The 22,314-nt window shown below is 62.8% G+C and carries 18 protein-coding genes; 3 read left to right on the top strand and 15 right to left on the bottom strand.

The genetic code is table 11. From position 1 onward, the window contains the following. Positions 1–9 precede the first annotated feature (9 nt). The 5 genes from AC1DXN_RS12380 to AC1DXN_RS12360 form a co-directional block, all read right to left on the bottom strand. Positions 10–879, bottom strand: coding sequence for a glycosyltransferase (locus AC1DXN_RS12380; protein WP_477270179.1), 870 nt, complete (start codon positions 877–879; stop codon positions 10–12). 106 nt (positions 880–985) lie between these two features. Continuing rightward, entirely contained in the window at positions 986–2,380 is a 1,395-nt protein-coding gene (gene lpdA, locus AC1DXN_RS12375; RefSeq protein WP_477270177.1) for a dihydrolipoyl dehydrogenase, read from the bottom strand. A 348-nt stretch (positions 2,381–2,728) separates the two neighbouring features. Next, positions 2,729–4,060, bottom strand: a complete 1,332-nt coding sequence (locus tag AC1DXN_RS12370; RefSeq protein ID WP_477270175.1) for a dihydrolipoamide acetyltransferase family protein — start codon at positions 4,058–4,060, stop codon at positions 2,729–2,731. A gap of 14 nt (positions 4,061–4,074) precedes the next feature. Beyond that, positions 4,075–5,088, bottom strand: coding sequence for an alpha-ketoacid dehydrogenase subunit beta (locus AC1DXN_RS12365; RefSeq protein WP_477240132.1), 1,014 nt, complete (start codon positions 5,086–5,088; stop codon positions 4,075–4,077). Positions 5,089–5,090: 2 nt separating this feature from the next. Beyond that, the gene (locus AC1DXN_RS12360) at positions 5,091–6,323 is read right to left on the bottom strand and encodes a thiamine pyrophosphate-dependent enzyme (RefSeq protein WP_477270173.1); all 1,233 of its coding nucleotides are present in this window, start codon (positions 6,321–6,323) and stop codon (positions 5,091–5,093) included. A gap of 524 nt (positions 6,324–6,847) precedes the next feature. Between AC1DXN_RS12360 and holA the strand changes: the two genes are divergently transcribed. Continuing rightward, positions 6,848–7,891, top strand: coding sequence for a DNA polymerase III subunit delta (holA, locus tag AC1DXN_RS12355; RefSeq protein WP_477270171.1), 1,044 nt, complete (start codon positions 6,848–6,850; stop codon positions 7,889–7,891). Between the two features lie 201 nt (positions 7,892–8,092). Here holA and AC1DXN_RS12350 read toward each other — a convergent pair whose 3' ends face one another. From AC1DXN_RS12350 to mnmE, 7 genes are all read right to left on the bottom strand, one after another. Further along, positions 8,093–8,893 (bottom strand): DUF2182 domain-containing protein, encoded by an 801-nt coding sequence (locus tag AC1DXN_RS12350; RefSeq protein WP_477270169.1) that lies wholly within the window; start codon positions 8,891–8,893, stop codon positions 8,093–8,095. Between the two features lie 10 nt (positions 8,894–8,903). After that, positions 8,904–9,530, bottom strand: a complete 627-nt coding sequence (locus AC1DXN_RS12345) for a DUF1326 domain-containing protein (RefSeq protein ID WP_477240140.1) — start codon at positions 9,528–9,530, stop codon at positions 8,904–8,906. Between the two features lie 495 nt (positions 9,531–10,025). After that, entirely contained in the window at positions 10,026–10,913 is an 888-nt protein-coding gene (locus AC1DXN_RS12340; RefSeq protein WP_477240142.1) for a ParB/RepB/Spo0J family partition protein, read from the bottom strand. A 44-nt stretch (positions 10,914–10,957) separates the two neighbouring features. Beyond that, positions 10,958–11,758: a ParA family protein gene (locus AC1DXN_RS12335; protein WP_477240144.1), complete on the bottom strand. Its 801-nt coding sequence runs from the start codon at positions 11,756–11,758 to the stop codon at positions 10,958–10,960. A 4-nt stretch (positions 11,759–11,762) separates the two neighbouring features. After that, positions 11,763–12,413: a 16S rRNA (guanine(527)-N(7))-methyltransferase RsmG gene (gene rsmG, locus AC1DXN_RS12330; protein WP_477240146.1), complete on the bottom strand. Its 651-nt coding sequence runs from the start codon at positions 12,411–12,413 to the stop codon at positions 11,763–11,765. Beyond that, positions 12,410–14,284 (bottom strand): tRNA uridine-5-carboxymethylaminomethyl(34) synthesis enzyme MnmG, encoded by a 1,875-nt coding sequence (gene mnmG, locus AC1DXN_RS12325; protein ID WP_477270167.1) that lies wholly within the window; start codon positions 14,282–14,284, stop codon positions 12,410–12,412. Before mnmG ends, rsmG begins: the two co-directional genes overlap by 4 nt. A gap of 199 nt (positions 14,285–14,483) precedes the next feature. Continuing rightward, positions 14,484–15,800: a tRNA uridine-5-carboxymethylaminomethyl(34) synthesis GTPase MnmE gene (gene mnmE, locus AC1DXN_RS12320; protein ID WP_477270165.1), complete on the bottom strand. Its 1,317-nt coding sequence runs from the start codon at positions 15,798–15,800 to the stop codon at positions 14,484–14,486. 69 nt (positions 15,801–15,869) lie between these two features. Here mnmE and AC1DXN_RS12315 point away from each other — a divergent pair, with 69 nt between their 5' ends. Beyond that, complete coding sequence (locus AC1DXN_RS12315) at positions 15,870–17,885, top strand: thioredoxin domain-containing protein (protein WP_477270163.1); 2,016 nt, start codon at positions 15,870–15,872, stop codon at positions 17,883–17,885. 92 nt (positions 17,886–17,977) lie between these two features. Here the strand turns inward: AC1DXN_RS12315 and rho are convergent, their stop codons facing one another. The 3 genes from rho to hemE all read right to left on the bottom strand — a co-directional run bounded on the left by rho (position 17,978) and on the right by hemE (position 20,974). Beyond that, complete coding sequence (rho, locus tag AC1DXN_RS12310; RefSeq protein WP_136621617.1) at positions 17,978–19,243, bottom strand: transcription termination factor Rho; 1,266 nt, start codon at positions 19,241–19,243, stop codon at positions 17,978–17,980. Between the two features lie 163 nt (positions 19,244–19,406). After that, a complete protein-coding gene (gene hemJ / locus AC1DXN_RS12305) occupies positions 19,407–19,943 on the bottom strand; it encodes a protoporphyrinogen oxidase HemJ (protein ID WP_477270161.1) in 537 nt (178 codons plus the stop codon). Then, entirely contained in the window at positions 19,940–20,974 is a 1,035-nt protein-coding gene (hemE, locus tag AC1DXN_RS12300; RefSeq protein ID WP_477270159.1) for a uroporphyrinogen decarboxylase, read from the bottom strand. Before hemE ends, hemJ begins: the two co-directional genes overlap by 4 nt. Before the next feature lie 400 nt (positions 20,975–21,374). Here hemE and AC1DXN_RS12295 point away from each other — a divergent pair, with 400 nt between their 5' ends. Further along, positions 21,375–22,196, top strand: coding sequence for a pyruvate, water dikinase regulatory protein (locus AC1DXN_RS12295; RefSeq protein WP_477240158.1), 822 nt, complete (start codon positions 21,375–21,377; stop codon positions 22,194–22,196). The last annotated feature ends 118 nt before the right edge of the window (positions 22,197–22,314 follow it).

Genomic DNA, 22,314 nt, shown 5'->3' with positions numbered 1-22,314 from the left:
ACCTACCGCCTATTTGCGCAGGCGCATGGGTCGCCCAAGCACGAACCGGACAAGATTGTCCATGGTCCGCGGCGCCACACCCAGGCCAGTCTGCAGCGGCTTCTTGTCATTCCGCTCGGGTCTCGGGGGTTTGCGTTCAGCGCCCGGCCGTCCCACGGTGAAGGACGGCTTGGCAATCGGCTTGCCCCTGAGCACGTTCGCGACATTGTTGTCGTGGACGACGATGCACCACTGGGCATCCTTTGACTCCGCCACCACGGTGTTGAAGCGGCCCGCCATTTTTGCATGGGAGTCGCTGTAAATGCCGTTCATCGACGACGATCGCCGCTCCAGCATCGTACCGAAAGCCGATGTGACATAGTCGTGATGCGTGTAGCGGCCGGTGGCCCGGTCAAAATTCTGGCCATGCGGAACGGCGATGTAGAGTGGCTGCTGGTCTGCCGTCCCCTTGGCGATCTCCCTGCGGGCGTAATAGTCGATCCGCGCCATGAAGCTCGGCGCCAGCGCATCGTCGCTGTCGAGACGCGTGAGGGTGACGAATTCGGCGTCCGTATCGTTCTCGACGAATGCATTGAGACAAGCGTTGTAGCTCTCATCCGCAGCGACCAGGACCGGCCTGATATCGATGTCTCGCGCACAAGCGCAGACGGCCTGGATGGTATCCGCGTTCGTCTCCCTGTCGAACGCCACCAGCACCGTAAAATCCTTGGCTGACTGGCTTTCGAGGGAAAAGGCACAATAGCTGTCGAACAGCTCCAGCCTCTCGGCCAGCCACGCCGGATCGAGATTGGCGGCTCCTTCCCCGTTCCATTGGCTGGGCCTGAAGTCCAAGGCCGTGTTGTAGCGTATGGCTATGTATTTCTTCAGTTCGGTATCCATGACTGGACACTTAATACATTCTGCCGATTTGCGACAATCGGCGGCTGGCCGGGTTCGCGCCTTCCTCCCCCCTCCGGAGGGAGAGGAAAGGGGGCCCGCTAAGTGCTCAAATATGCAACGCATGCCCCAGCGCCTTCAGCGCCGCTTCCTGAAAACCTTCGCCTTGCGTCGGGTGGGCATGGATGGTGCCGGCAATGTCCTCCAGCCGTGCGCCCATTTCCAGGGCCAGGCCGAAGGCGGCCGCCAGTTCCGACACGCCATGGCCGACCGCCTGGATACCGAGCACCAGATGGTTGTCCGCGCGGGCGACGACGCGGACAAAGCCCTCCTCGCCGAGCTTGGTCATCGCCCTTCCATTGGCGGCAAAGGGAAACAGGCCGATCTTGATCTCGCCCTGGGCCTTTGCCTCTTCCGGCGACAGGCCTGCGGTGACCAGCTCCGGATCGGTGAAGCAGACGGCGGGGATCGATCGCTTGTCCCAGCTGCGTTTGTGGCCGGCGACGATCTCGGCGACCATCTCGCCTTGCGCCATCGCCCGGTGCGCCAGCATCGGCTCGCCGGTGACGTCGCCAATGGCAAAGATGCCGCGCATCGAGGTGCGGCACTGGTCGTCGATGCGAATGAATTTGCCGGCCCGGTCGAGATCGATCTGCTCGAGCCCCCATCCCTCGGTCACCGGCTTGCGCCCGACCGTGACCAATATCTTGTCAGCGGCGATTTTCGTGCTCTTGCCGTCGGAAGCCTCGACCAGCAGCGCGTCGCCCTTGGTGGAAATCCCCTTGGCCTTGGCGTTGACCAGCACTTCGATGCCGAGCTCGGCCAGCCGCTTGACCACCGGCCGCGTCAGTTCGGCATCATATTGCGCCAGCAGCCGCGGTAGCGCTTCGACCACGGTCACCTTGGCGCCCATCTTGGCGAAGGCAATGCCGAGTTCCAGCCCGATATAGCCGCCACCGACAACCGCAAGTTTCTTCGGCACGTCGCCGAGTGCGAGCGCCTCGGTGGAGGAAATCACCGGCCCGCCAAACGGCAGGAACGGCAATTCGACCGGCGCCGAGCCGGTTGCGATCACCACCGTCTCGGCACGGATCACCTGCACGCCGATCTCGGTCTCGACCTCGACGGTCTTGCCATCGCGGAACGTCGCCCAGCCATACACGGTCTTGACCTTGGCTTTTTTGAGCAGGCCGGCGACACCGCTGGTCAGCCGGCTAACAATACCGTCTTTCCAGGCGATTGTTGCTGCGAGATCGAGCGCTGGCTTCGACAGCGAAATGCCGAGCGGGCTCTTGCCGCCGGCCATATGCGAAACCTTTTCGAACTCTTCCGCCGCATGGATCAGCGCCTTGGAGGGAATGCAGCCGACATTGAGGCAGGTGCCGCCAGGCTTGCCGGCCTCGACGATCACCGTGTCGATGCCGAGCTGGCCGGCACGGATGGCGCAGACATAGCCGCCCGGACCAGCGCCAATGACGAGCAGCTTGCAGGAGATTTCTTTCATGACGGCACCTTGGTTCGTTGCAGCACTAGACCTGCAGATCGTCGACCGTGGAGATTGGCCGCAACGCTTTTGCCTTCGTCATCCTGGGGCGAAGCAGGAGCGAAGCGACGTCGCGAAGACCCCAGGATCCATGCCGTGAGATCAGAGCGCCGCATCGGTGCAGAATTCTGTTCCGCAGCAGCACCTTTCGGCATCGGTCGCGGCATGGATCCTCGGGTCAAGCCCGAGGATGACGAAGGCGTGGAGGCCTGCGGCCAATCGCAGACGTTGTAGGCTTGCGGCCGGGAGCCGGCCGGCAGTGACCACGCGCTGCGTTCAGCCAAGGAACCAACTCCTCCAGCCATCCCACTAATCCACGAAAATCAGCGCCGGCGTCTCCAGCAGCGTCTTGATCCGCTGGACAAACACCGCCGCATCCCACCCGTCGATGACGCGATGGTCGAAGCTCGACGACAGGTTCATCATCTTGCGCGGGATGAACTGGGTGCCGTCCCACACCGGCCGCACCATCATCTTGTTGACGCCGATGATCGCCACTTCCGGGTGGTTGATGACCGGTGTCGTCGCCACGCCGCCCATGGCGCCAAGCGATGTGATGGTGATGGTCGAGCCCGAGAGCTCGTCGCGCGTCGCCGTGCCGGATTTGGCCGCCTCAGCCAGCCTGTTCACCTCGGCGCCGCAATCCCAGATGTCGCGCGCCTCGGCATGCTTGACCACCGGCACCACCAGACCCGACGGCGTCTGCGCGGCAATGCCGATATGGACGCCGCCATGCTGGTGGACGATGCCGGCCTCGTCATCGAACAGCGCGTTGAGATTGGGCTGGGCGGCAATCGCCTTGACCATCGCCCGCATCAGGAACGGCAGCAGCGTCAGCTTAGTCCGGTCTGCGCGCTTCTCCTTGTTGAGCGCGGCGCGCAGATCCTCAAGCGCGGTGACGTCGATCTCCTCGACATAGGTGATGTGCGGAATGCGCGACTTGGACAGCGTCATCTTCTCGGCGATCTTGCGCCGCAGCCCGATGATCTTGATGTCCTCGACGGCATCGTTGCGGGCAAGGCCGGACGCCTTCGCCACCTGCGGACCGCGCTTCAGGAAAGCCTCGATGTCCTCATGGCTTATGCGGCCGGCCGGACCGCTGCCTGCAACCTGTCTGAGATCGATACCCGCTTCTTTTGCCCGGAGGCGAACAGCCGGCGACGCCAGCGGCTTTTCGCCTTCCGGCCGCGGCGCACCGGAAGGTTGCGTCGTGCTTTTCGGCGCAGCCGAAGACTGCGAGGGTTTCGCCGGCGCCTCGGCCGCCTTTGGCGATGGCTTGGCAGTCGCCGAAGCCGCTTCGGGCTTGGGACTGCTGAGCTTCACCGGCGCTTCAGCTTCGACAGGCTTTTCCACCTTGCCGCCATCCGCCGCGCCGCTCTGCGGCTTGACATTGCCCTCGCCAGCCACCTTCAGCCGCACGATCGGCGAGCCGATCGCCACCGTGTCGCCGATCTCGGCGCCCAGCCACAGGATCTCGCCGTCGACCGGCGAGGGAATTTCGACCGTCGCCTTGTCGGTCATGACGGCGGCCAGCACCGTGTCCTCGCGCACCAGGTCGCCGACCTTCACATGCCACTCGACCAGCTCGGCCTCGGCCACACCTTCGCCGACATCCGGCAGCTTGATGATATGTTCGCCCATGGTCAGGCCTCTCCTCAAGCTTCCAATGTTTCGCGCAGGGCACGGCCGACCCGGGCCGGACCAGGGAAATACTCCCACTCCTGCGCATGCGGATAGGGCGTGTCCCAGCCGGCGACGCGAGCCACTGGCGCTTCCAGATGGTAGAAGCAATTCTCCTGCACCAGCGCCGAAAGCTCGGCGCCGAAACCGGAGGTCAGCGTCGCCTCGTGCACGACCACACAGCGCCCGGTCTTCTTCACCGAGGCGACGATGGCGTCGAGATCAAGCGGCAACAGGGTCCTTAGATCGATGATCTCGGCGTCGATGCCGGTTTCCTCGGCTGCGGCCTGCGCGACATAGACCATCGTGCCGTACGCGAGCACGGTGACGGCCGAGCCGACCCTGCGGATCGCCGCCTTGCCGAGCGGCACGGTGTAATGGCCGTCGGCGACCTCGCCGAGCTCATGCTTCGACCATGGCGTCACCGGCCGGTCGTGATGGCCGTCGAACGGGCCGTTGTAGAGCCGTTTGGGCTCGAGGAAGATCACCGGGTCCGGATCCTCGATCGCCGCGATCAACAGCCCCTTGGCGTCATGCGGGTTGGATGGCACCACCGTCTTCAGGCCGGAGACATGGGTGAACAGCGCTTCCGGGCTCTGGCTGTGGGTCTGGCCGCCGAAGATGCCGCCGCCGGTCGGCATCCGCACGACGATCGGGCAGGTGAAATCGCCATTCGAGCGATAGCGCAGCCGCGATGCTTCTTGCGTCAGCTGGTCGTAGGCCGGGTACATGTAGTCGGCGAACTGAATTTCCACGCATGGCTTCAACCCGTAGGCGGCCATGCCGATCGCCGAGCCGACGATGCCGGATTCGTTGATCGGCGCGTCGAAGCAGCGGCTCTTGCCGTATTTGGCCTGCAGGCCTTGCGTGCAGCGGAACACGCCGCCGAAAAAGCCGACGTCCTCGCCGAAGACGATGACGCGTTCGTCGCGCGCCATCGACACGTCCATGGCGTCGCGAATGGCCTCGATCATGGTCCGTCTTGGCATGATCAGACCCCCGCCTGCTGGCGCTGGCGCCGAAGATGCGGCGGCATCTCGGCATAAAGGCCTTCGAACATGTCGCGCGTCGACGGCTTGCCGCCGGCATGCAGCGTGCCGTGGCTTTCGGCTTCCTTCTGTGCCGCAATCACCATGTCGAGGATCTCCGCCTCGGCCTGGGCGTGGCGCTCGTCCGACCAGACCTTGCGCGCGATGAGATGGTTCTTCAGCCGGATCACCGGGTCGCCCAATGGCCAGGCGTCGGACTCGGTCTTCGGCCGGTAGGCCGAAGGGTCGTCGGAGCTCGAATGGGCGCCGGCGCGGTAGGTGACATACTCGATCAGCGTCGGCCCGAGGTTCTTGCGCGCGCGCTCGGTGGCCCATTTGGCCACTGCGTGGACGGCGAGGTAGTCGTTGCCGTCGACGCGCAACGCCGGGATGCCGAAGCCAAGGCCGCGCGCCGCAAACGTGCCGGAGCCGCCACGCGCAATGCCCTGGAAGGTCGAGATCGCCCACTGGTTGTTGACGACATTGAGCACGACCGGCGCCTTGTAGGTGGAGGCGAAGACCAGTGCCGAGTGAAAGTCGGACTCGGCGGTCGAGCCGTCGCCGATCCACGCCGCGGCAATGCGGGAATCGTTGCTGATCGCCGAAGCCATCGCCCAGCCGACCGCCTGGATGTACTGCGTCGCCAGATTGCCGGAGATCGAGAAGAAGCCATGCTCCTTCGACGAATACATGACCGGCAATTGCCGGCCCTTCAGCGGATCGGCCTCGTTGGAATAGATCTGGTTCATCATGGTGACCATCGGATAGCCGTCGGCGATGAGCAGGCCGGCCTGGCGATAAGTCGGAAAGTTCATGTCGCCCGGCGCCAGCGCCTTGCGGAAGGCGCAGGCCACCGCCTCTTCGCCCAGATGCTGCATGTAGAACGAGGTCTTGCCCTGGCGCTGCGCCATCTGCATGCGCGCATCGAAAGTGCGCAGCGTCATCATGTGGCGCAGGCCGGCCAGCAGCTCCTCATCGGAAAGAAGCCCGGCCCAGGGTCCGACGGCCTCGCCGTTGCGGTTCAAGACGCGGATGATCGAGAACGCCATGTCGCGAATGGTGCGCGGATCGACATCGATCTCCGGCCGCGGCACAGAGCCAGCCTCCGGAATGGGCACGTTGGAGAAGTCAGGCGTCCCGCCCGGCCGCACCTCCGGTTCGGGCACGTGGAAGCGCAACATTCCAGCATCGGCCATGACCTTGGTCCTCCAATGTTGCCTGGCCAGGATATTTGCACATCTGTGCCGCCAGACCAGTGTCAATTCGTGGGGCCAGATAAAGCCCGTCCTCCCGGTCATCAGCCTTTTCGGGCCGATGCGGCGTGCGGTCGACAAGATGCAGATATGCCGCCGAAATTTCTTGTCGATCTTTTCCGCCTGCGCGCAATTTGGCGAATGGGAACGACGGGTCTGGCGCAACAGGAGCTAATTTCTGCCGATGTCTGCGCTGCCCCTCATTGCCCTGCCGGGCATTTCTCCCCGTATAGTGACGGGGAGAAAGGGCTGACCGCACCCTCATCGCCCATCTTGCAACGCTGGCGATTGGCGAAGCCAGCGATGAGAGCGACCCCTCTCCCCGTCACTATACGGGGAGAGGATGCCGGCAGGCAGGTGAGGGGCAGCGCTGTCGCCTGGATATGAGGCACCCATCGCTGCAGCCGCATAGAAGCGGTCCGCACTGGCTCTGGTTCACCCACCCTGACCCATGCTAACCACCCACCATGGCGCAGAAAAAAGGATATGAGGTCGATTCGTGGCTCGCGAAGCCGGACGCGCGTATTTCGATCGTCCTGCTCTACGGCCCCGACCGCGGCCTCGTCGCCGAACGCGCCAAGGCCTTTGCCGGCAAAACCGGACTGCCGCTCGACGATCCGTTCTCGGTGGTCCGGCTGGAAGGTTCGGAGGTCGACCGCGACGAAGGCCGCCTGCTCGACGAGGCCCGCACCGTGCCGATGTTTTCGGAGCGCCGCCTGCTCTGGGTGCGCAATGCCAGCGGCCAGAAGGCGCTGGCCGACGACGTCAAGGCGCTGACGGCGGAACCGCCTCGCGATGCCATCATTCTTATCGAAGCCGGCGATCTCAAGAAGGGCACCGGGCTGCGAGCCATCGTCGAAGCGGCCGACAACGCCATGGCTCTGCCCTGCTATGCCGATGAAGCCAGGGACATCGACGGTGTCATCGATGACGAATTGCGCAAGGCCAACATGACCATGGCGCTCGATGCCCGGCAGGCGCTACGCCGCAACCTTGGCGGCGACCGGCTGGCCTCCCGCGGCGAGATCGAAAAGCTGGTGCTCTACAGCAACGGCCAAAAGGAAATCGGCCTCGACGACGTCAAGGCAATGTCCGGCGACGTCTCCGGCGCCTCCTTCGACGATGCCGTCGACGCGCTGCTCGAGGGGAAAATCAGCGATTTCGACACCGCCTTCACCCGCCATTGCCAGTCCGGCCAGCCCTTTCTGGTGCTGTCGTCGGCGATGCGGCAGCTGCAGGCGATCCAGGCCATGCGCGGCCAGATGGACTCCGGCGGCCGCAACGCCGCCTCGGTCGTCGCCGCGGCGCGCCCGCCAGTCTTCTTCTCGCGGCGCAAGCTGGTGGAAAGGGCGCTGGAGCGCTGGAGCGGCGAGGCGCTTGGCCGGGCGCTGACCCGGCTGCAGGCCGCAGTGCTGCAGACCCGGCGAAGGCCGGATCTATCCGTCGCGCTGGCGCGGCAGGCGCTGCTTGGCATTGCGGTGGAAAGCAGCCGGCTGGCGCAGCGCGGCTGATCTCCCCCCTCGAGGGGGAGATGTCGCCGAAGGCGACAGAGGGGGTCCCAGCGCGTAAAGCGCCGACCTTTCTTCACACCGTGCCGGCGCCTGATGTGAGACGACCCCTTCTGGCCTGCCGGCCATCTCCCCCTGACGGGGGGAGATCAGCGGCTCCACCGCTTTCGCCAAATACAAACGCCGCAACCGAGAAAGGCCTTTTCAATTCATTGTCATGGCGCCCATCGGCTGGAAGGTTGGCAGCGCCTGTGGAAAGACCAGCACCGCCGCGCCATAAAGCAGCAGGGCGACACCCGAGACCTTTGCGATCCCCTCTCCTGACGGGAGGGTCTTTTCCGCAAAGATCAGCAAGGTGACCACGGCCATTGCGGCGACGTTCATGATCCCGAGAGGAAACAGCGCGAGAAACAAAAGCCAGCAGCAGCCCAGGCAAAAAAGTCCGTGCTCCAGGCCCATGCGAATCGCGCCCCAGTAACCATCGCGCCATGAGGTGAGGATGAAGCCAATCGGCGTGCGGCATTTGGCCAGACACAGATCTTTCAGCGGGGACAGTTGATAGGCGCCGCCAAGCATCAGCAGCGCGCCGCCGATACGCGCGGCCGTCGCCGTCGACAATCCCACATGCCCGGCAAGCATCTCCGCACCCGCCGCGCCGGCAAAGGCGACAACGCCCATCACGCCCCAGACCAGCATGTACCCGGCCACGAACACCCAGCTCGAGACAAAGGTCTCGCCCCGGCCCCGTTTGCCGGCCTGGACCTGGTGAAACGTCAGGATCATGGGCGCGGCCGTTGGAAACATCATGGCAATCATCATGATCATCCAGACGGCAAGAAACAGCGGCGCCTCCATGCCCATGGTGGGTGAGTACATTTCCATGCGCATGTCCGCGTCCATGCCCATCTGCTGCCAGACAAGCAGGGTCCACGCCGCCGCAGCGATAGCGATCAGCAGCGCGAGAATGATGTTTCGCTGCAGCGTCAGCGGATCCGCCTCGACCATGCGGCCAACGCTACTGCTGGCCGGACCAATTGATCGGGGCGTAGTGTCCGTTTCGACGGGAATTGTCCCAACTCATGCCATGGTCACTGAAAGTACTGCCTTCCGCCCCCATCGCCAGGGCGAGCCAGTCGGGATTGATGGGATGGCCGGTGGCCGCCCACATCTGCCCGTCCTCGCGCATTGTCGGCAGCGGCTCGACCGCCATCTGCATGACGCCCGCAATCTCCGCCGACCGCTTCTTGCCGTCTATCCGATAGTCTATCGGCACCTTCTTGGCGCCGAGATTCGTGCCGATCATGGGCGCCAACACCGCCATAGGGCCGCCCGCGGCGCCAGTGAAGATGGCACCCAGCGCCTCTGTTTGCTTGTCATCGGCGCGTTCGTCGATATAGGCGGCGGCGGTCCAATTGCCGTTTGCCATCGGACCCGGCGTGTGCGCAACCATCGCGACACTGAGCCCATCCAATCGAACGTCCCCGTAATTGCCCTTGTCGATGTGAAAGACCAGACCGACGTCGCAAACGCCCTTCGTCGGCTTCGATGTCAGCTGTGCATTGGTGGACAGCAGGCAAGGACATACGACATCGCAGCTACAATTTTCGAAGTAACTTCCGGACAATTGCCAACGGACTGCCATTTGCACCTCCCACTTGCGTCAGGCGCGTCGGCATATCGTTTTGGCGAGGCGGTGCCATTTCACGGCTATTGTAGGAATGGCAAATACCCTCGCCGCGACTGATCGGCACGCCAGGGCAGATAATTTAAGCCATATCTAATTTAGGTTACGCCGTTGCCCGGCACTGTCAAGCCGTGAGCGCCAGGCGCTGCTTGGCATTGCGGTTGAGAGCAGTCGACTGGCGCAGCGCGGCTGATCTCCCCCCTTGAGGGGGAGATGTCGCCGAAGGCGACAGAGGGGGTCCCAGCGCGTAAAGCGCCGACCCTTCTTCGCTCCGCGCCAGCGCTCGATGTGAGACGACCCCCTCTGGCCTGCTGGCCATCTCCCCCTCGAGGGGGGGATACGCAGCCTCGCCGATTTCGCCAATTGCCAGCGACGCAAAGGAAAGGGCCGGCAATCGCCAGCCCTTTCCGCATGCACCAAATCAATCTTCAGCTGGAGTTATTCGCCGGCTAACTACCGCTCCTGCTTCAATCTTCGGCACAACTCATCGAGCTGCTCCAGCGTCCGGTAGTTCACCCGCAGCACGCCGCCCTTGCCCTTGTGCTCGATCGCCACGATCATGCCGATCGTGTCGGTCATCAGCTTTTCCAGCGCCAGCGTGTCGGTGTCCTTGTCCGCCGGCTTGGCCGCTGGGCGCGCTCCATTCGAGCTGCTGCCTGCCGGCATCTGCGCCAGCGCTTCCGTCTGGCGGACCGACAGCCCCTCCTCGACAATGCGTTTGGCCAGGCCGGCCGGATCCTCGGCGGTCACCAGCGTGCGGGCATGGCCGGCCGACAGCGCGCCGTCGACCAGCATGTCGCGGATCACGTCGGGCAATTTCAGCAGCCGCAGCGTGTTGGCGACATGGCTGCGGCTCTTGCCGATCACCTGGCCGAGATCGGCCTGGGTATAGCCGTGATCGTCGATCAGCTGCTGGTAGCCGAGCGCCTCCTCGACCGGGTTGAGGTCGGTACGCTGGACGTTTTCGATGATGGCGAGCTCGAGCGCGGTGCGATCGTTGACGTCGCGCACGATGATCGGGATCTCGGTCAGCCCGGCGCGCTGCGCCGCGCGCCAGCGCCGTTCGCCGGCGATGATCTCGTAGCGTCCCGCTTGTGTCGGCGAGGGCCGCGCCACCACCGGCTGCACGACGCCATGCTCGCGGATCGACTGCGCCAGATCAGTGAGCTCGGCATCGCCAAAATGCCGGCGCGGGTTTTTCGGATTGGGGGTCAGGAACTCGATCGGCACCTTGCCGTCGGCGTTCAGGCCCTGTTTTTCCGGTGCGGCCGGGCGATCTATCTCGCCGATCAGCGCCGCCAGTCCCCGCCCCAGTCTTTTTCGTGAAAGGTCTTCGCTCATTCTCTGTCCAGATCGTTTCGGTGTCGAATCGGCTTGTTCGCTAATTAAGCAGCGCGTAATTTACGCTCGCGGCGGATAACCTCTGAGGCAAGCTGCAGATAGGCCTGGCTGCCTGAGCATTTGAGATCGTAGAGGATCGCCGGCTTGCCGTAGGACGGCGCCTCGGAAACCCGCACATTCCTAGGGATGATGGTCTCGTAGACCTTGTCGCCCATATGCGCCCTGACATCCTGCACCACTTGGTTGGCGAGGTTGTTGCGGCCGTCATACATGGTCAGCACGATGCCCTGGATGGTCAGATCCGGATTGATCGAGCGGCGCACCTGCTCGACCGTCTCCAGCAATTGGCTGAGACCTTCCAGCGCAAAGAACTCGCATTGCAGCGGCACAAGAACAGAATCCGCTGCCGCCATTGAATTCAAAGTCAAAAGATTGAGCGACGGCGGGCAGTCGATCAACACATAGCCGAAAGGCGCCCCGCGCTCGGTCGCGGCACGCAGCGCATTGCGCAGCTTCAGCACCCGGTCCGGCGCCGAGGCAATCTCCATCTCGATGCCGAGCAGATCAAGCGTCGACGGCACGATCGACAGGCCGGGAACCGCGGTCGGAATGGCTGCGGCTTCGAGGTCCAGCTCGCCGGTCAAAACGTCGTAGGAGGAGACGGTGCGGTCCTTGCGGTCGATGCCGAGACCGGTCGAGGCGTTGCCCTGCGGGTCGAGATCGACGATCAGCACTTTTTCACCGATCGCCGCCAGCGCCGTGGCCAGATTGATGGCGGTCGTCGTCTTGCCGACACCGCCCTTCTGGTTGGCTACGGTGATGATTCGAGGGCCATTCTTCATCATGGGTTTATGCCAGAAGTTCATTTTTAACCGGGCGCAAAGCAGACAATTCGAGGATGACCCCATGCGGGTCGGTGACACTCGAATGTTCTACCAGATCGAAGCACCATCGGTGAGCGCTTTCTTCCACTTCGGTGCGGTAATCCCGGCCTTTGTGGAACAGGCCGCGCGCACCTTTTGTCAGCCACGGCGCCGCCAGATCGAGCAAAGCGGGCAGCGCGGCAAGCGCTCGGGCCGTGACGATTTGCGGTTCAGAAACAAGCGCATAGCTGTCGTCGATGCGCCGCGCGATGATGCGCGCGGGCAGATTGAATTGCCCGACGACGGCTTGCAGGAACGACGCCTTCTTGCGGTTGCTCTCAACCAGGTCGATCGAGGCGCCGGCGCGCTCGGCGAGCAGAAACGCCATGACCAGGCCAGGGAAGCCGCCACCCGAGCCGATATCGACCCAGCGCGTTGCCACCGGCTCGAGTCGCGCCAGTTGCACGCTGTCCAATATATGGCGGCGCCAGACATCGTCTTGCGTCGATTGCGCGGCCAGGTTTATGCGGCTGTTCCACTTCTGGAAGACCCGTTCGAATTCGACCAAACGATCGAATGTTTCACGTGAAACCGGGCCTGCGGCCTCTTGCAGGCTTTTCCATGTGGCAGCGCTCACGCAACGTCCCTTTGCACGGACGCCTCGGCGTTGCGGACATGTGCGACGATGATCGCCAGAGCCGCAGGCGTCATGCCTTCCATGCGCTGCGCATCGGCAATGGAGCGCGGCTGGCGCGCCAGCATCTTCTGCTTCAGTTCATTAGAAAGTCCTGGAACACTCGCAAAATCGACTGCAACAGGGATCAAGCGGCTCTCCTCATGCCGGATCTGAGTGACGTCGGCTTGCTGGCGGTCAAGGTAAACGGAATATTTCGCCTCCGTTTCGAGTCGCTCTGCCGTTTTGGCGTCGATTTCGCCGAACGCAGGCGAAATTCGAGCCAGCCAGGCGACATCGACGCCGGGATAGGCCAGCAATTCATAGGCTGAGCGGCGGACACCGTCCTTGTTGATCTGCAGCCCGTGACCCGACGCCTCGTTTGGGGTCATGGTCGTGCTGGTTGCGAGCTGCCGTGCCTTGTTGAGATCGTCCACGACATCGTTGAACCGCTGCGTCCGCTTCTGTGAGGCAATACCAAGCTTCACGGCCAATGGCGTCAGCCGCTCATCGGCATTGTCGGCGCGCAGCGACAGCCGGAACTCGGCCCGCGAGGTGAACATGCGGTAGGGCTCGCTGATGCCGCGGCTGGTCAAATCGTCGACCATCACGCCGATATAGGCTTCGGTGCGGCTGAGCACGATTGGCTCGCTCGCCGAGGCTTTGCGCGCCGCGTTGAGGCCGGCGAGCAATCCTTGTGCGCCCGCCTCTTCATAGCCGGTGGTGCCGTTGATCTGCCCCGCCAGGAAAAGGCCGCCAATCCGCTTCGTTTCCAACGTCGCCAGCAATTCGCGCGGGTCGACATGGTCGTACTCGATGGCATAACCGGGCTGCAGCATGGTCGCCCGCTCCAGCCCCGGTATGGTTTTCAGAATGTCGAGCTGGACGTCCTCGGGCAGCGAGGTCGAAATGCCGTTCGGGTAAACTGTGTCGTCGTCCAGGCCTTCCGGCTCCAGGAAAATCTGGTGACCCTCGCGGTCACCGAACTTGACGATCTTGTCCTCGATCGACGGGCAATAGCGCGGCCCCACACCTTCTATCGAGCCGGAATACATGGCCGAACGGCCAAGATTGGCGCGGATCAGCTCGTGCGTCGCCGGTGTCGTGCGGGTAATGCCGCAATGGATCTGCGGGTTTTCGATGCGATCGGTCAACAGCGAGAAAGGTGAGGGATGTTCATCCGCCGCCTGGCTTTCCAGCGATGCCCAATCGATCGTCCTACCGTCTAGGCGCGGCGGCGTGCCGGTCTTCAGCCGCCCGAGCTTGAAGCCCGCACGGCTCATCGTCGCCGACAGTCCAAGGCTGGCCTGCTCGTTCATACGGCCGGCAACGATCTTCTTCTCGCCGATATGGATCAGTCCGCGCAGAAAAGTGCCTGTGGTCAACACCACGGCGCCGCAGGCGAGTCTGCGGCCATTTGCCAAATTCACAGCCGACAGGCGCCCGTCCTCGATCTCCAAATCGAGAACCTCGCCTTCGATCACATCGAGATCGGCCTGTTCACGGATCGCCGCTTGCATTGCCAGCCGATAGAGCTTGCGGTCCGCTTGCGTGCGCGGTCCACGCACTGCCGGGCCTTTGCGCCGGTTGAGCAGACGAAACTGGATACCGGCGGCATCGGCGACGCGGCCCATCAGCCCGTCCATGGCGTCGATCTCGCGCACAAGATGGCCCTTGCCGAGGCCGCCGATCGCCGGATTGCACGACATGACGCCGATCGTGTCGAAGCGCAGCGTCACCAGCGCCGTTCTGGCGCCAGCGCGCGCGGCAGCACTGGCCGCCTCGCACCCTGCATGGCCGCCGCCCACCACAACCACATCGTAGTGATCGTTCATTCCTAGAATCCCGAATTTCAGTTCGCCCGACACATGTGCCCGCATGCGCGTGCTGTCAAGAATGCAAGGCCCATCGTTTCACGTGAAACAACATCGCCGGCATCCCAGTCGCCCTGTTTCACGTGAGTCACGACAGTTCGGACGGGCGCAGTGTTTCACGTGAGTCACCTGCCAGCCGCCAGGTCGTGTTTCACGTGAGTCATTTGCCGATGCAGAACTGCGAAAAGATGACATCCAGCAGATCCTCGACGTCAACAGCACCAACGATGCGGCCAAGCCGGTCCGCCGCCAGGCGCAGATCCTCGGCGCGCAACTCCTGCCCACGCCCATCTCCCGTCACCGCCGACAGCAGGAAGCGTTTCGTCTCATTAAGCAGCTCAACGTGGCGAAGCCGCGACGGCAGGATATCACCGACCTGGCCGGCCTGCGCCGCGGCGCGGCTTCCGATATCCGCCAACAGCTCCGTCAGCCCCGTTCCATCCTTGGTCGAAATGACCGCGTCGTACTGCGTCGCCGGCGTCTGCGGCACCAGATCTACTTTTGTGCCAATCCTCAGCGTCGGAACGTCGGCCGGCATTGCACCAACTTCTGCCGGGTTCAGCATATCCTCCAGCAGCAGCAAAAGGTCGGCACCGCGTGCCTTCGTTCGGGCTTTCTCTATGCCGATCGCCTCGACCTTGCCCGGCGCCTCGCGCAAGCCCGCCGTGTCGGTCACCCTGACCCGCATTCCCTCGAGATCCAGCACCACCTCAAGCAGGTCCCGCGTCGTGCCGGGCTCATCCGTTACAATAGCCGCATCGCGCCGCGCCAGGGCGTTGAACAGACTCGACTTCCCGGCATTCGGTGCGCCCAGGATGACGACCTCAAAGCCGTCGCGAATGATCTCGGCGGCGCGAAACCCGGCGACGTGGCGATCGATCTCGTCGATCATCTTTCGCACGTCCAACCAGACCGTATCCGAAACGGAACCAGGGACATCGTCCTCATCGGCGAAGTCGATCTCGGCCTCGATCATCGCCCGCGCATGGATAAGCCGGCGGCGCCAGCCGAGATAAAGTTCGCTTTGCACGCCTTGGGCGTTCTGCACCGCAAAGCGCCGCTGCGCTTCGGTTTCGGCGTTGATGAGGTCGGCCAGCGCCTCGGTCTCGACCAGGTCGAGCTTGCCGTTGAGAAAGGCGTGGCGGGTGAATTCGCCCGGCTCCGCATGCCTGACACCGTCAAAACCGGCGATGGTCTCCAGCATTTTGGTCACCACGGCCCGGCCGCCATGGACATGGAATTCGGCGACATCCTCGCCGGTAAAGCTGTCGGGGCCAGGAAAAAAGACGACGAGCCCGCTGTCGAGCACGGTTTTGTCTGGCGCCCGTAGCTTGCGCAAGGTCGCGACACGGTCCTTAACCTTGCCGGCAATCGTTTCGACTACGAATCGACTCTTCGGGCCGGAAATACGGATGACGGCGATGCCGGCGGGCAGGCGGCCGCTCGAAAGCGCAACGATGGACTCAGCTGAAATCATTTGCCCGCTCTGTCGAACCGCCCTAGCTTCGCCCGCTTAATCCTGATCCCGTTCAGCGAGTTGCCCATTTTGACATTGCCCGCGCAAAACCTGCTTGCCGAAGAGGCCAGCCCCTACCTGCAGCAGCACAGCGGCAACCCGGTGCACTGGCGGGCCTGGTCGCCTGCCTCTTTGGCGGAAGCCAAGGCGCTCGAGCGACCCATCCTGCTTTCGGTCGGCTACGCCGCTTGCCACTGGTGCCATGTCATGGCGCATGAAAGCTTTGAGAGCGACGCTGTCGCCGCCGTCATGAACCGGCTGTTCGTCAATATCAAGGTCGATCGCGAGGAACGGCCTGATATCGACCAGATCTACATGGCAGCACTTTCGGCTATGGGCGAGCAGGGCGGCTGGCCGCTGACCATGTTCCTGACCCCGGACGGCAAGCCGTTCTGGGGCGGCACCTATTTTCCGCGCGAGGCGCGCTATGGCCGTCCCGGGTTTATCCAGGTGATGGAAGCCGTCGACAAGGCCTGGCGCGAAAAGCAACAGAGCCTGCATCAGAGCGCGGATGGCTTGACCAACCATGTCGAGGCGCGGCTGGCGGGCACTCATGCCAAGGCCACGCTCGACCTTGATACGCTGAGACAGCTCGCCAACGGCATCGACGGCATGATCGACAGGGATCTGGGCGGCCTGCGCGGCGCGCCAAAGTTTCCCAACGCGCCGTTCATGCAGACGCTGTGGCTGTCGTGGTTGCGCGACGGCAGCACCTCGCATCGCGACGCCGTCCTGCTCAGCCTCGAAAAGATGCTGGCCGGCGGCATTTACGACCATATCGGCGGCGGGCTCAGCCGCTACTCGACCGACGCCGAATGGCTGGTGCCACATTTCGAAAAAATGCTCTACGACAATGCCCAGCTGATCCGCCTGTGCAACTGGGCCTATGCGGCCAGTGGCAATGATTTGTTCCGGATACGAATCGAAGAGACGATCGACTGGCTGCTGCGTGAGATGCGCGTCGAAGGTGGCGCCTTAGCCGCCAGCCTCGATGCCGACAGCGACGGCGAGGAGGGGCTGTTCTACACTTGGAGCAAGAACGAGATCGAAGCCGTGCTCGGTGACGAATCGGCCTTGTTTTTCAAACACTTCACGCTTTCCGGGCCGCATGGCTGGGAAGGCAAGCCGATTGTCCATCAGAGCGAAGCCCAGCAGACGCAAAGCGTGGCCGATCGCGATCAGCTCAATCCACTGAAGGCGAAGCTTCTCGCAGCCAGAGAGCATCGCGTCAGGCCTGGACGCGACGGCAAGGCACTCACCGACTGGAACGGCCTGATGATCGCAGCACTTGCCGAAGCAGGGCGATCGCTCGGCCGGACCGACTGGATCGAAGCGGCTGAAAAGGCCTTCGCCCATATTGCCGAAGCCAGCCAGGACGGACGCCTGCCGCATTCGATACTTGGCGCCAAAAAGCTGTTTCCGGCGCTGTCGAGCGACTATGCCGCGATGACCAACGCCGCGATCGCGCTGTTCGAGGCAACCGGCGATTGGAGCTATGTCGAGCGAGCCCGCCGGTTCATCGAACAACTCGACCATTGGCATCAGGACAGCGACAAGACCGGCTACTATCTGACTGCGTCGGACAGCACCGACGTGCCGATCCGCATCAGGGGCGATGTCGACGAGGCGATCACCTCGGCCTCCGGCCAGATCATCGAAGCCCTGGTCCGTCTGGCTTCCGTTACCGGCGATCTCGACCTGCAGGAAAAGACCTGGAAAGTCGCCGAGCATGCCGCCGGCCGCGCTGCACACCAGGCCTATGGCCAGGCCGGCATCGTCAACGCCTGTGCCCTCGCGATCGAGCCATTGAAGCTGGTGCTAATAGACAACCTCGCCGATCCAGGACTCGTTCCGGTTGCGAATCGATCCCCGGATCCGAGACGAGTCGATATTGTATTGGCGATCGGTTCGGAAGCGAATCGACCGACTTTGCCGGGCGGTGTCCTACCGCCTACCGACAGAGCTGGCGCCTGGCTTTGCACGGGGCAGGTGTGTTTGCCGGTGGTGACGGATGCTGAAGAGCTCGAGCGGCTCTTGCGACGGTGATTTGACCCAAATGAAGAAGCCCATCCCGATCTCTCGGAATGGGCTCCCAAATAGCTTTGCTTGGAACGAACCGCGGATCCGCAGCTCGACCCCTACGTGTTCATCGAATCGAAGAAGTCCGCATTGGTCTTGGTCTGCTTGAGCTTGTCGATCAGGAACTCGATCGCATCGGTCGTGCCCATCGGCGCCAGGATGCGGCGCAGCACGAAGATCTTCTGCAAATCCTGCTTGGCGACCAGCAAATCTTCCTTGCGGGTGCCGGACTTGAGGATGTCCATCGCCGGATAGATACGCTTGTCCGCGACCTTGCGGTCGAGCACGATTTCCGAATTGCCGGTGCCCTTGAACTCTTCGAAGATGACTTCGTCCATACGGCTGCCGGTATCGATCAGCGCGGTGGCGATGATGGTCAGTGAACCGCCTTCCTCGATGTTACGGGCGGCACCGAAGAAGCGCTTCGGCCGCTGCAGCGCGTTGGCGTCGACACCGCCGGTCAGCACCTTGCCGGATGACGGCACCACGGTGTTGTAGGCGCGGCCGAGGCGGGTGATCGAATCGAGCAGGATGACGACATCGCGGCCATGTTCGACCAGGCGTTTTGCTTTCTCGATCACCATTTCGGCGACCTGGACGTGGCGCACCGCCGGTTCGTCAAAGGTCGAGGACACGACCTCGCCCTTCACCGAACGCTGCATGTCGGTGACTTCTTCCGGCCGCTCGTCGATCAAAAGCACGATCAGATAGCATTCCGGATGATTGGTGGTGATCGAGTGGGCGATGTTCTGCAGCAGCACCGTCTTACCGGTACGCGGCTGCGCCACGATCAAGGCGCGCTGGCCTTTGCCGAGCGGCGCCACCAGGTCGATGACACGGGCTGAAATGTCCTTGGAGGTCGGAACCTCCATTTCCATCTTCAGCCGCGACGTCGGATAGAGCGGCGTCAGATTGTCGAAATGGATCTTGTGGCGGATCTTTTCCGGGTCGTCGAAATTGATCGTGTTGACCTTGAGCAGCGCGAAATAGCGCTCGCCCTCTTTCGGGCTGCGGATCGGCCCTTCGACCGTATCGCCGGTCTTCAGCGAAAAGCGCCGGATCTGCGACGGGGAAATATAGATGTCGTCGGGACCGGGAAGGTAGTTGGCGTTGGCGGAGCGCAGGAAGCCAAAACCATCCTGCAGCACTTCGACCACGCCGTCGCCGATGATCTCGACGTCCTGCGCGGCCAGTTTCTTCAGGATGGCAAACATCAGCTCCTGCTTGCGCATGACGCTGGCGTTTTCCACCTCGAGCGATTCGGCATAGGCGATCAGCTCTGGTGGCTTCTTGTTCTTGAACTCTGCGAGTTTCATTTCTTGCATAGACGGACTCTGAATCTGCTTTGGGGAAAATATATCGGCGGGATGCGACAAATGCCGGGCGCGGCCGAAAGCGATGAAGGGCGGCGCATGACGGGAAGGAAGACCCGTCTTTTATCGTCGGTCGGGTGAAAGAGCAAGCTGCGTTTTACGGGACCGATATGGTCTAGAACGGCTTGACGACAACCAGGATCACGATGGCGATCATCAACAATGTGGGGATCTCGTTGACGATCCGCCAGTGCTTCGCGGATTTTTCGTTGCGATCCATGGCGAACTTGCGCACCGCGCCGGCGAGATAGCCATGCACGGCGGACAGCAAGAGCACCAAGGCGATCTTGCCGTGCAGCCAGCCACCCTGGAACGCAAAACCTTTCCAGGCCAGCCACAGCCCGAACACCCAGGTAACGACCATCGCCGGATTGATGATGCCGCGCAGCAGGCGGCGCTCCATCACCTTGAAGGTCTCCGACTGCACCGAGCCTTTCTCGGCATCGGCGTGGTAGACCAGCAATCGCGGCAGATAGAGCATGCCAGCCATCCACGCGATGACGGCAAGGACATGGATCGCCTTTGCCCACGGATAGAAGCCGTCGGGCGCGACGAAATACAAAAGCGCCGTTAGAACAACCAGCGCGGCGACACCAACGGCCATGCGTATCATTGCCTGGCTGGTGCTGTTCGTGTTGTCCATCTGAGTCATCGGCGTGTCGCGCTCCGTACCTGTTTCACCATCGCCTCGACATGAGCGATCGGCGTCTCCGGCGTGATGCCATGGCCGAGATTGAAGATCAGCGGCCCATCTCCCAGCGCTTTCAGGATCGCGCCGACACCATCGGATAGCGCCTTGCCGCCAGCCACGAGCCGCAAGGGATCGAGATTACCCTGAACCGCACCCGAGCGCTGCAATTCCTTCGCTGCCGTCAGGGGCACCGTCCAGTCGATCCCCAGGGCCGTTACACCGGTCTTCTCGCGATAGGTCTGGTAGCGGGCGCCAGCGCCCTTGGGAAAGCCGATGATCGGAACCTTGGGATGAACGGCGCGAATTTGGCGGACGATCTCCGCCACCGGCTGCACGCAGAACAAGTCGAAAGAGGCATCGTCGAGCACGCCGGACCAGGAATCGAAAATCTGCACCACGTCGGCGCCGGCCTCGATCTGACGGATGAGATATTGCGCCGAGTGATCGGCAAGCACCTTCAGCAGCTGCAGAAACGCCGCCGGCTCGCGATAGGCAAACAGCCGCGCCGGCGCCTGGTCGGGCGTGCCATGGCCGGCAATCATGTAGGTCGCCACCGTCCACGGCGCGCCGCAGAAACCGATCAGCGTCGTTTCGTCAGGCAGTTTCGCCCGCAAGCGGCGCACCGTCTCGTAGACCGGTTCGAGATTCACGTGAAACGTTTCGCCGCTGAGAGCCGCAATCTCGGCCGCGGCGATCGGCGTCAGCAGCGGACCACGGCCTTCCTCGAAGCGCACGTCACGGCCAAGCGCATGCGGCACCACAAGGATGTCGGAGAACAGGATCGAGGCATCGAAGCCGAACCGTTCGATCGGCTGCATCGTCACTTCGACAGCCAGATCGGGATCATAGCAGAGATCGAGGAACGAACCGGCGCGACGGCGCGTCTCGCGATATTCGGGCAGATAACGGCCGGCCTGACGCATCATCCAGAGCGGCGGTGGAAACACCGCTTGCCCCTTCAGCACGTCCAGCATGGTCCTGACTTCGGGCATTGAACGCTCGCTTCCTAAGCCTTCTCTATAATTAAAGAGTCTATTTCTAGAATCTTCTGATTCTAAGAGTCTGTTGGTATCGGTGGTTGTCACCTGTCCCGCTTTGGCCCGATAAAGGCCAGCCAGCATATTGTCGCGCGCTTCTCCAAAAGGATTGCAGAACTTTGTGGAAGGTCGGGAATTTACGACTGGAGTCAATGGTTTGTCGTCGAGCCAAGGAAATTGCCGCTGTGGATGACGCCTGGCTGAAAAAAAGCGTCCCCGGACTTGTCCCCAGCCGCCCGACGAAGCCGACAGCACATCGAATTGTGGACAAACTGCCATCTGATACAGTCGCTTCCAGCCGGCCGATTTTTCGGCCCGGTTTATCCACATTCGCCCACAGCCTGGAATGGACCCTGTGAACAAACCCCAGAGCTTCTTTCATCTGCATCTGATCTCCGACGCCACCGGCGAAACGCTCCTCGCCGCCGGCCGCGCCGCTTCGGCGCAGTACAAGGATGCGCGCGCCATCGAGCATATCTATCCGCTCATCCGCACCGAAAAGCAGGTGGCCAAAGTGTTCGAGGACATCGAGGAGGAACCAGGCATCATCCTCTACACCGTCGTCGACCAGAAGCTGGCGCGCGGCATCGACGAGCGCTGCGCAACCATGGGCCTGCCTTGCGTCTCGGTGCTGGAACCGGTGCTCACCGTGTTCCAGTCCTATCTCGGCACGCCGGCCGGCCGCCGCGTCGGTGCCCAGCATGTTCTCGACGCCGAATATTTCCGTCGCATCGACGCGCTCAACTTCACCATGGAGCATGATGACGGCCAGCTGCCGGCCAATATGGATGACGCCGACATCGTGCTGATCGGCATCTCGCGGACGTCGAAGACGCCGACCAGCATTTATCTCGCCAATCGCGGCATCAAGACCGCCAACATTCCGATCGTGCTCGGCGTGCCGATCCCGGAAAGCCTGATCAGCGCCAAGACGCCATTGATCGTCGGGCTGATCGCCACCGCCGAGCGCATCTCGCATGTCCGCCAGAACCGCGTGCTGGGCAACTCAAGCGACTACGAGGCTGGCGACTATGTCGACCGCGCCGCCATCACCGAGGAACTCGCCTATGCCCGCCAGATCTGCACCCGCCACGGCTGGCCGATGATCGATGTCAGCCGCCGTTCGATAGAGGAGACGGCGGCGGCGATCGTTGCCCTGAGGGGGAAGAGCAGATAATTGGAGCCGTGCGCCGCGTTGTTAACACCCACCGTCGCGAAGCTCAAAGGTCACGGCATGGATCCTAGGGTCTGCGCCGCGTCGCTTCGCTCCTTGCTTCGCCCTAGGATGACGAAGG

It is taken from the genome of Mesorhizobium sp. P2_H9 (assembly GCF_056403215.1).
This window is presented reverse-complemented; position numbering and strand designations above follow the sequence as displayed.

Bases quoted from the DNA above. Each gene is read 5' to 3' on its own strand.
- AC1DXN_RS12380 (WP_477270179.1), bottom strand. From the start codon at position 879: ATGGATACCGAACTGAAGAAATACATAGCCATACGCTACAACACGGCC.
- lpdA (WP_477270177.1), bottom strand. From the start codon at position 2,380: ATGAAAGAAATCTCCTGCAAGCTGCTCGTCATTGGCGCTGGTCCGGGC.
- AC1DXN_RS12370 (WP_477270175.1), bottom strand. From the start codon at position 4,060: ATGGGCGAACATATCATCAAGCTGCCGGATGTCGGCGAAGGTGTGGCC.
- AC1DXN_RS12365 (WP_477240132.1), bottom strand. From the start codon at position 5,088: ATGCCAAGACGGACCATGATCGAGGCCATTCGCGACGCCATGGACGTG.
- AC1DXN_RS12360 (WP_477270173.1), bottom strand. From the start codon at position 6,323: ATGGCCGATGCTGGAATGTTGCGCTTCCACGTGCCCGAACCGGAGGTG.
- holA (WP_477270171.1), top strand. From the start codon at position 6,848: ATGGCGCAGAAAAAAGGATATGAGGTCGATTCGTGGCTCGCGAAGCCG.
- AC1DXN_RS12350 (WP_477270169.1), bottom strand. From the start codon at position 8,893: ATGGTCGAGGCGGATCCGCTGACGCTGCAGCGAAACATCATTCTCGCG.
- AC1DXN_RS12345 (WP_477240140.1), bottom strand. From the start codon at position 9,530: ATGGCAGTCCGTTGGCAATTGTCCGGAAGTTACTTCGAAAATTGTAGC.
- AC1DXN_RS12340 (WP_477240142.1), bottom strand. From the start codon at position 10,913: ATGAGCGAAGACCTTTCACGAAAAAGACTGGGGCGGGGACTGGCGGCG.
- AC1DXN_RS12335 (WP_477240144.1), bottom strand. From the start codon at position 11,758: ATGATGAAGAATGGCCCTCGAATCATCACCGTAGCCAACCAGAAGGGC.
- mnmG (WP_477270167.1), bottom strand. From the start codon at position 14,284: ATGAACGATCACTACGATGTGGTTGTGGTGGGCGGCGGCCATGCAGGG.
- mnmE (WP_477270165.1), bottom strand. From the start codon at position 15,800: ATGATTTCAGCTGAGTCCATCGTTGCGCTTTCGAGCGGCCGCCTGCCC.
- rho (WP_136621617.1), bottom strand. From the start codon at position 19,243: ATGCAAGAAATGAAACTCGCAGAGTTCAAGAACAAGAAGCCACCAGAG.
- hemJ (WP_477270161.1), bottom strand. From the start codon at position 19,943: ATGACTCAGATGGACAACACGAACAGCACCAGCCAGGCAATGATACGC.
- hemE (WP_477270159.1), bottom strand. From the start codon at position 20,974: ATGCCCGAAGTCAGGACCATGCTGGACGTGCTGAAGGGGCAAGCGGTG.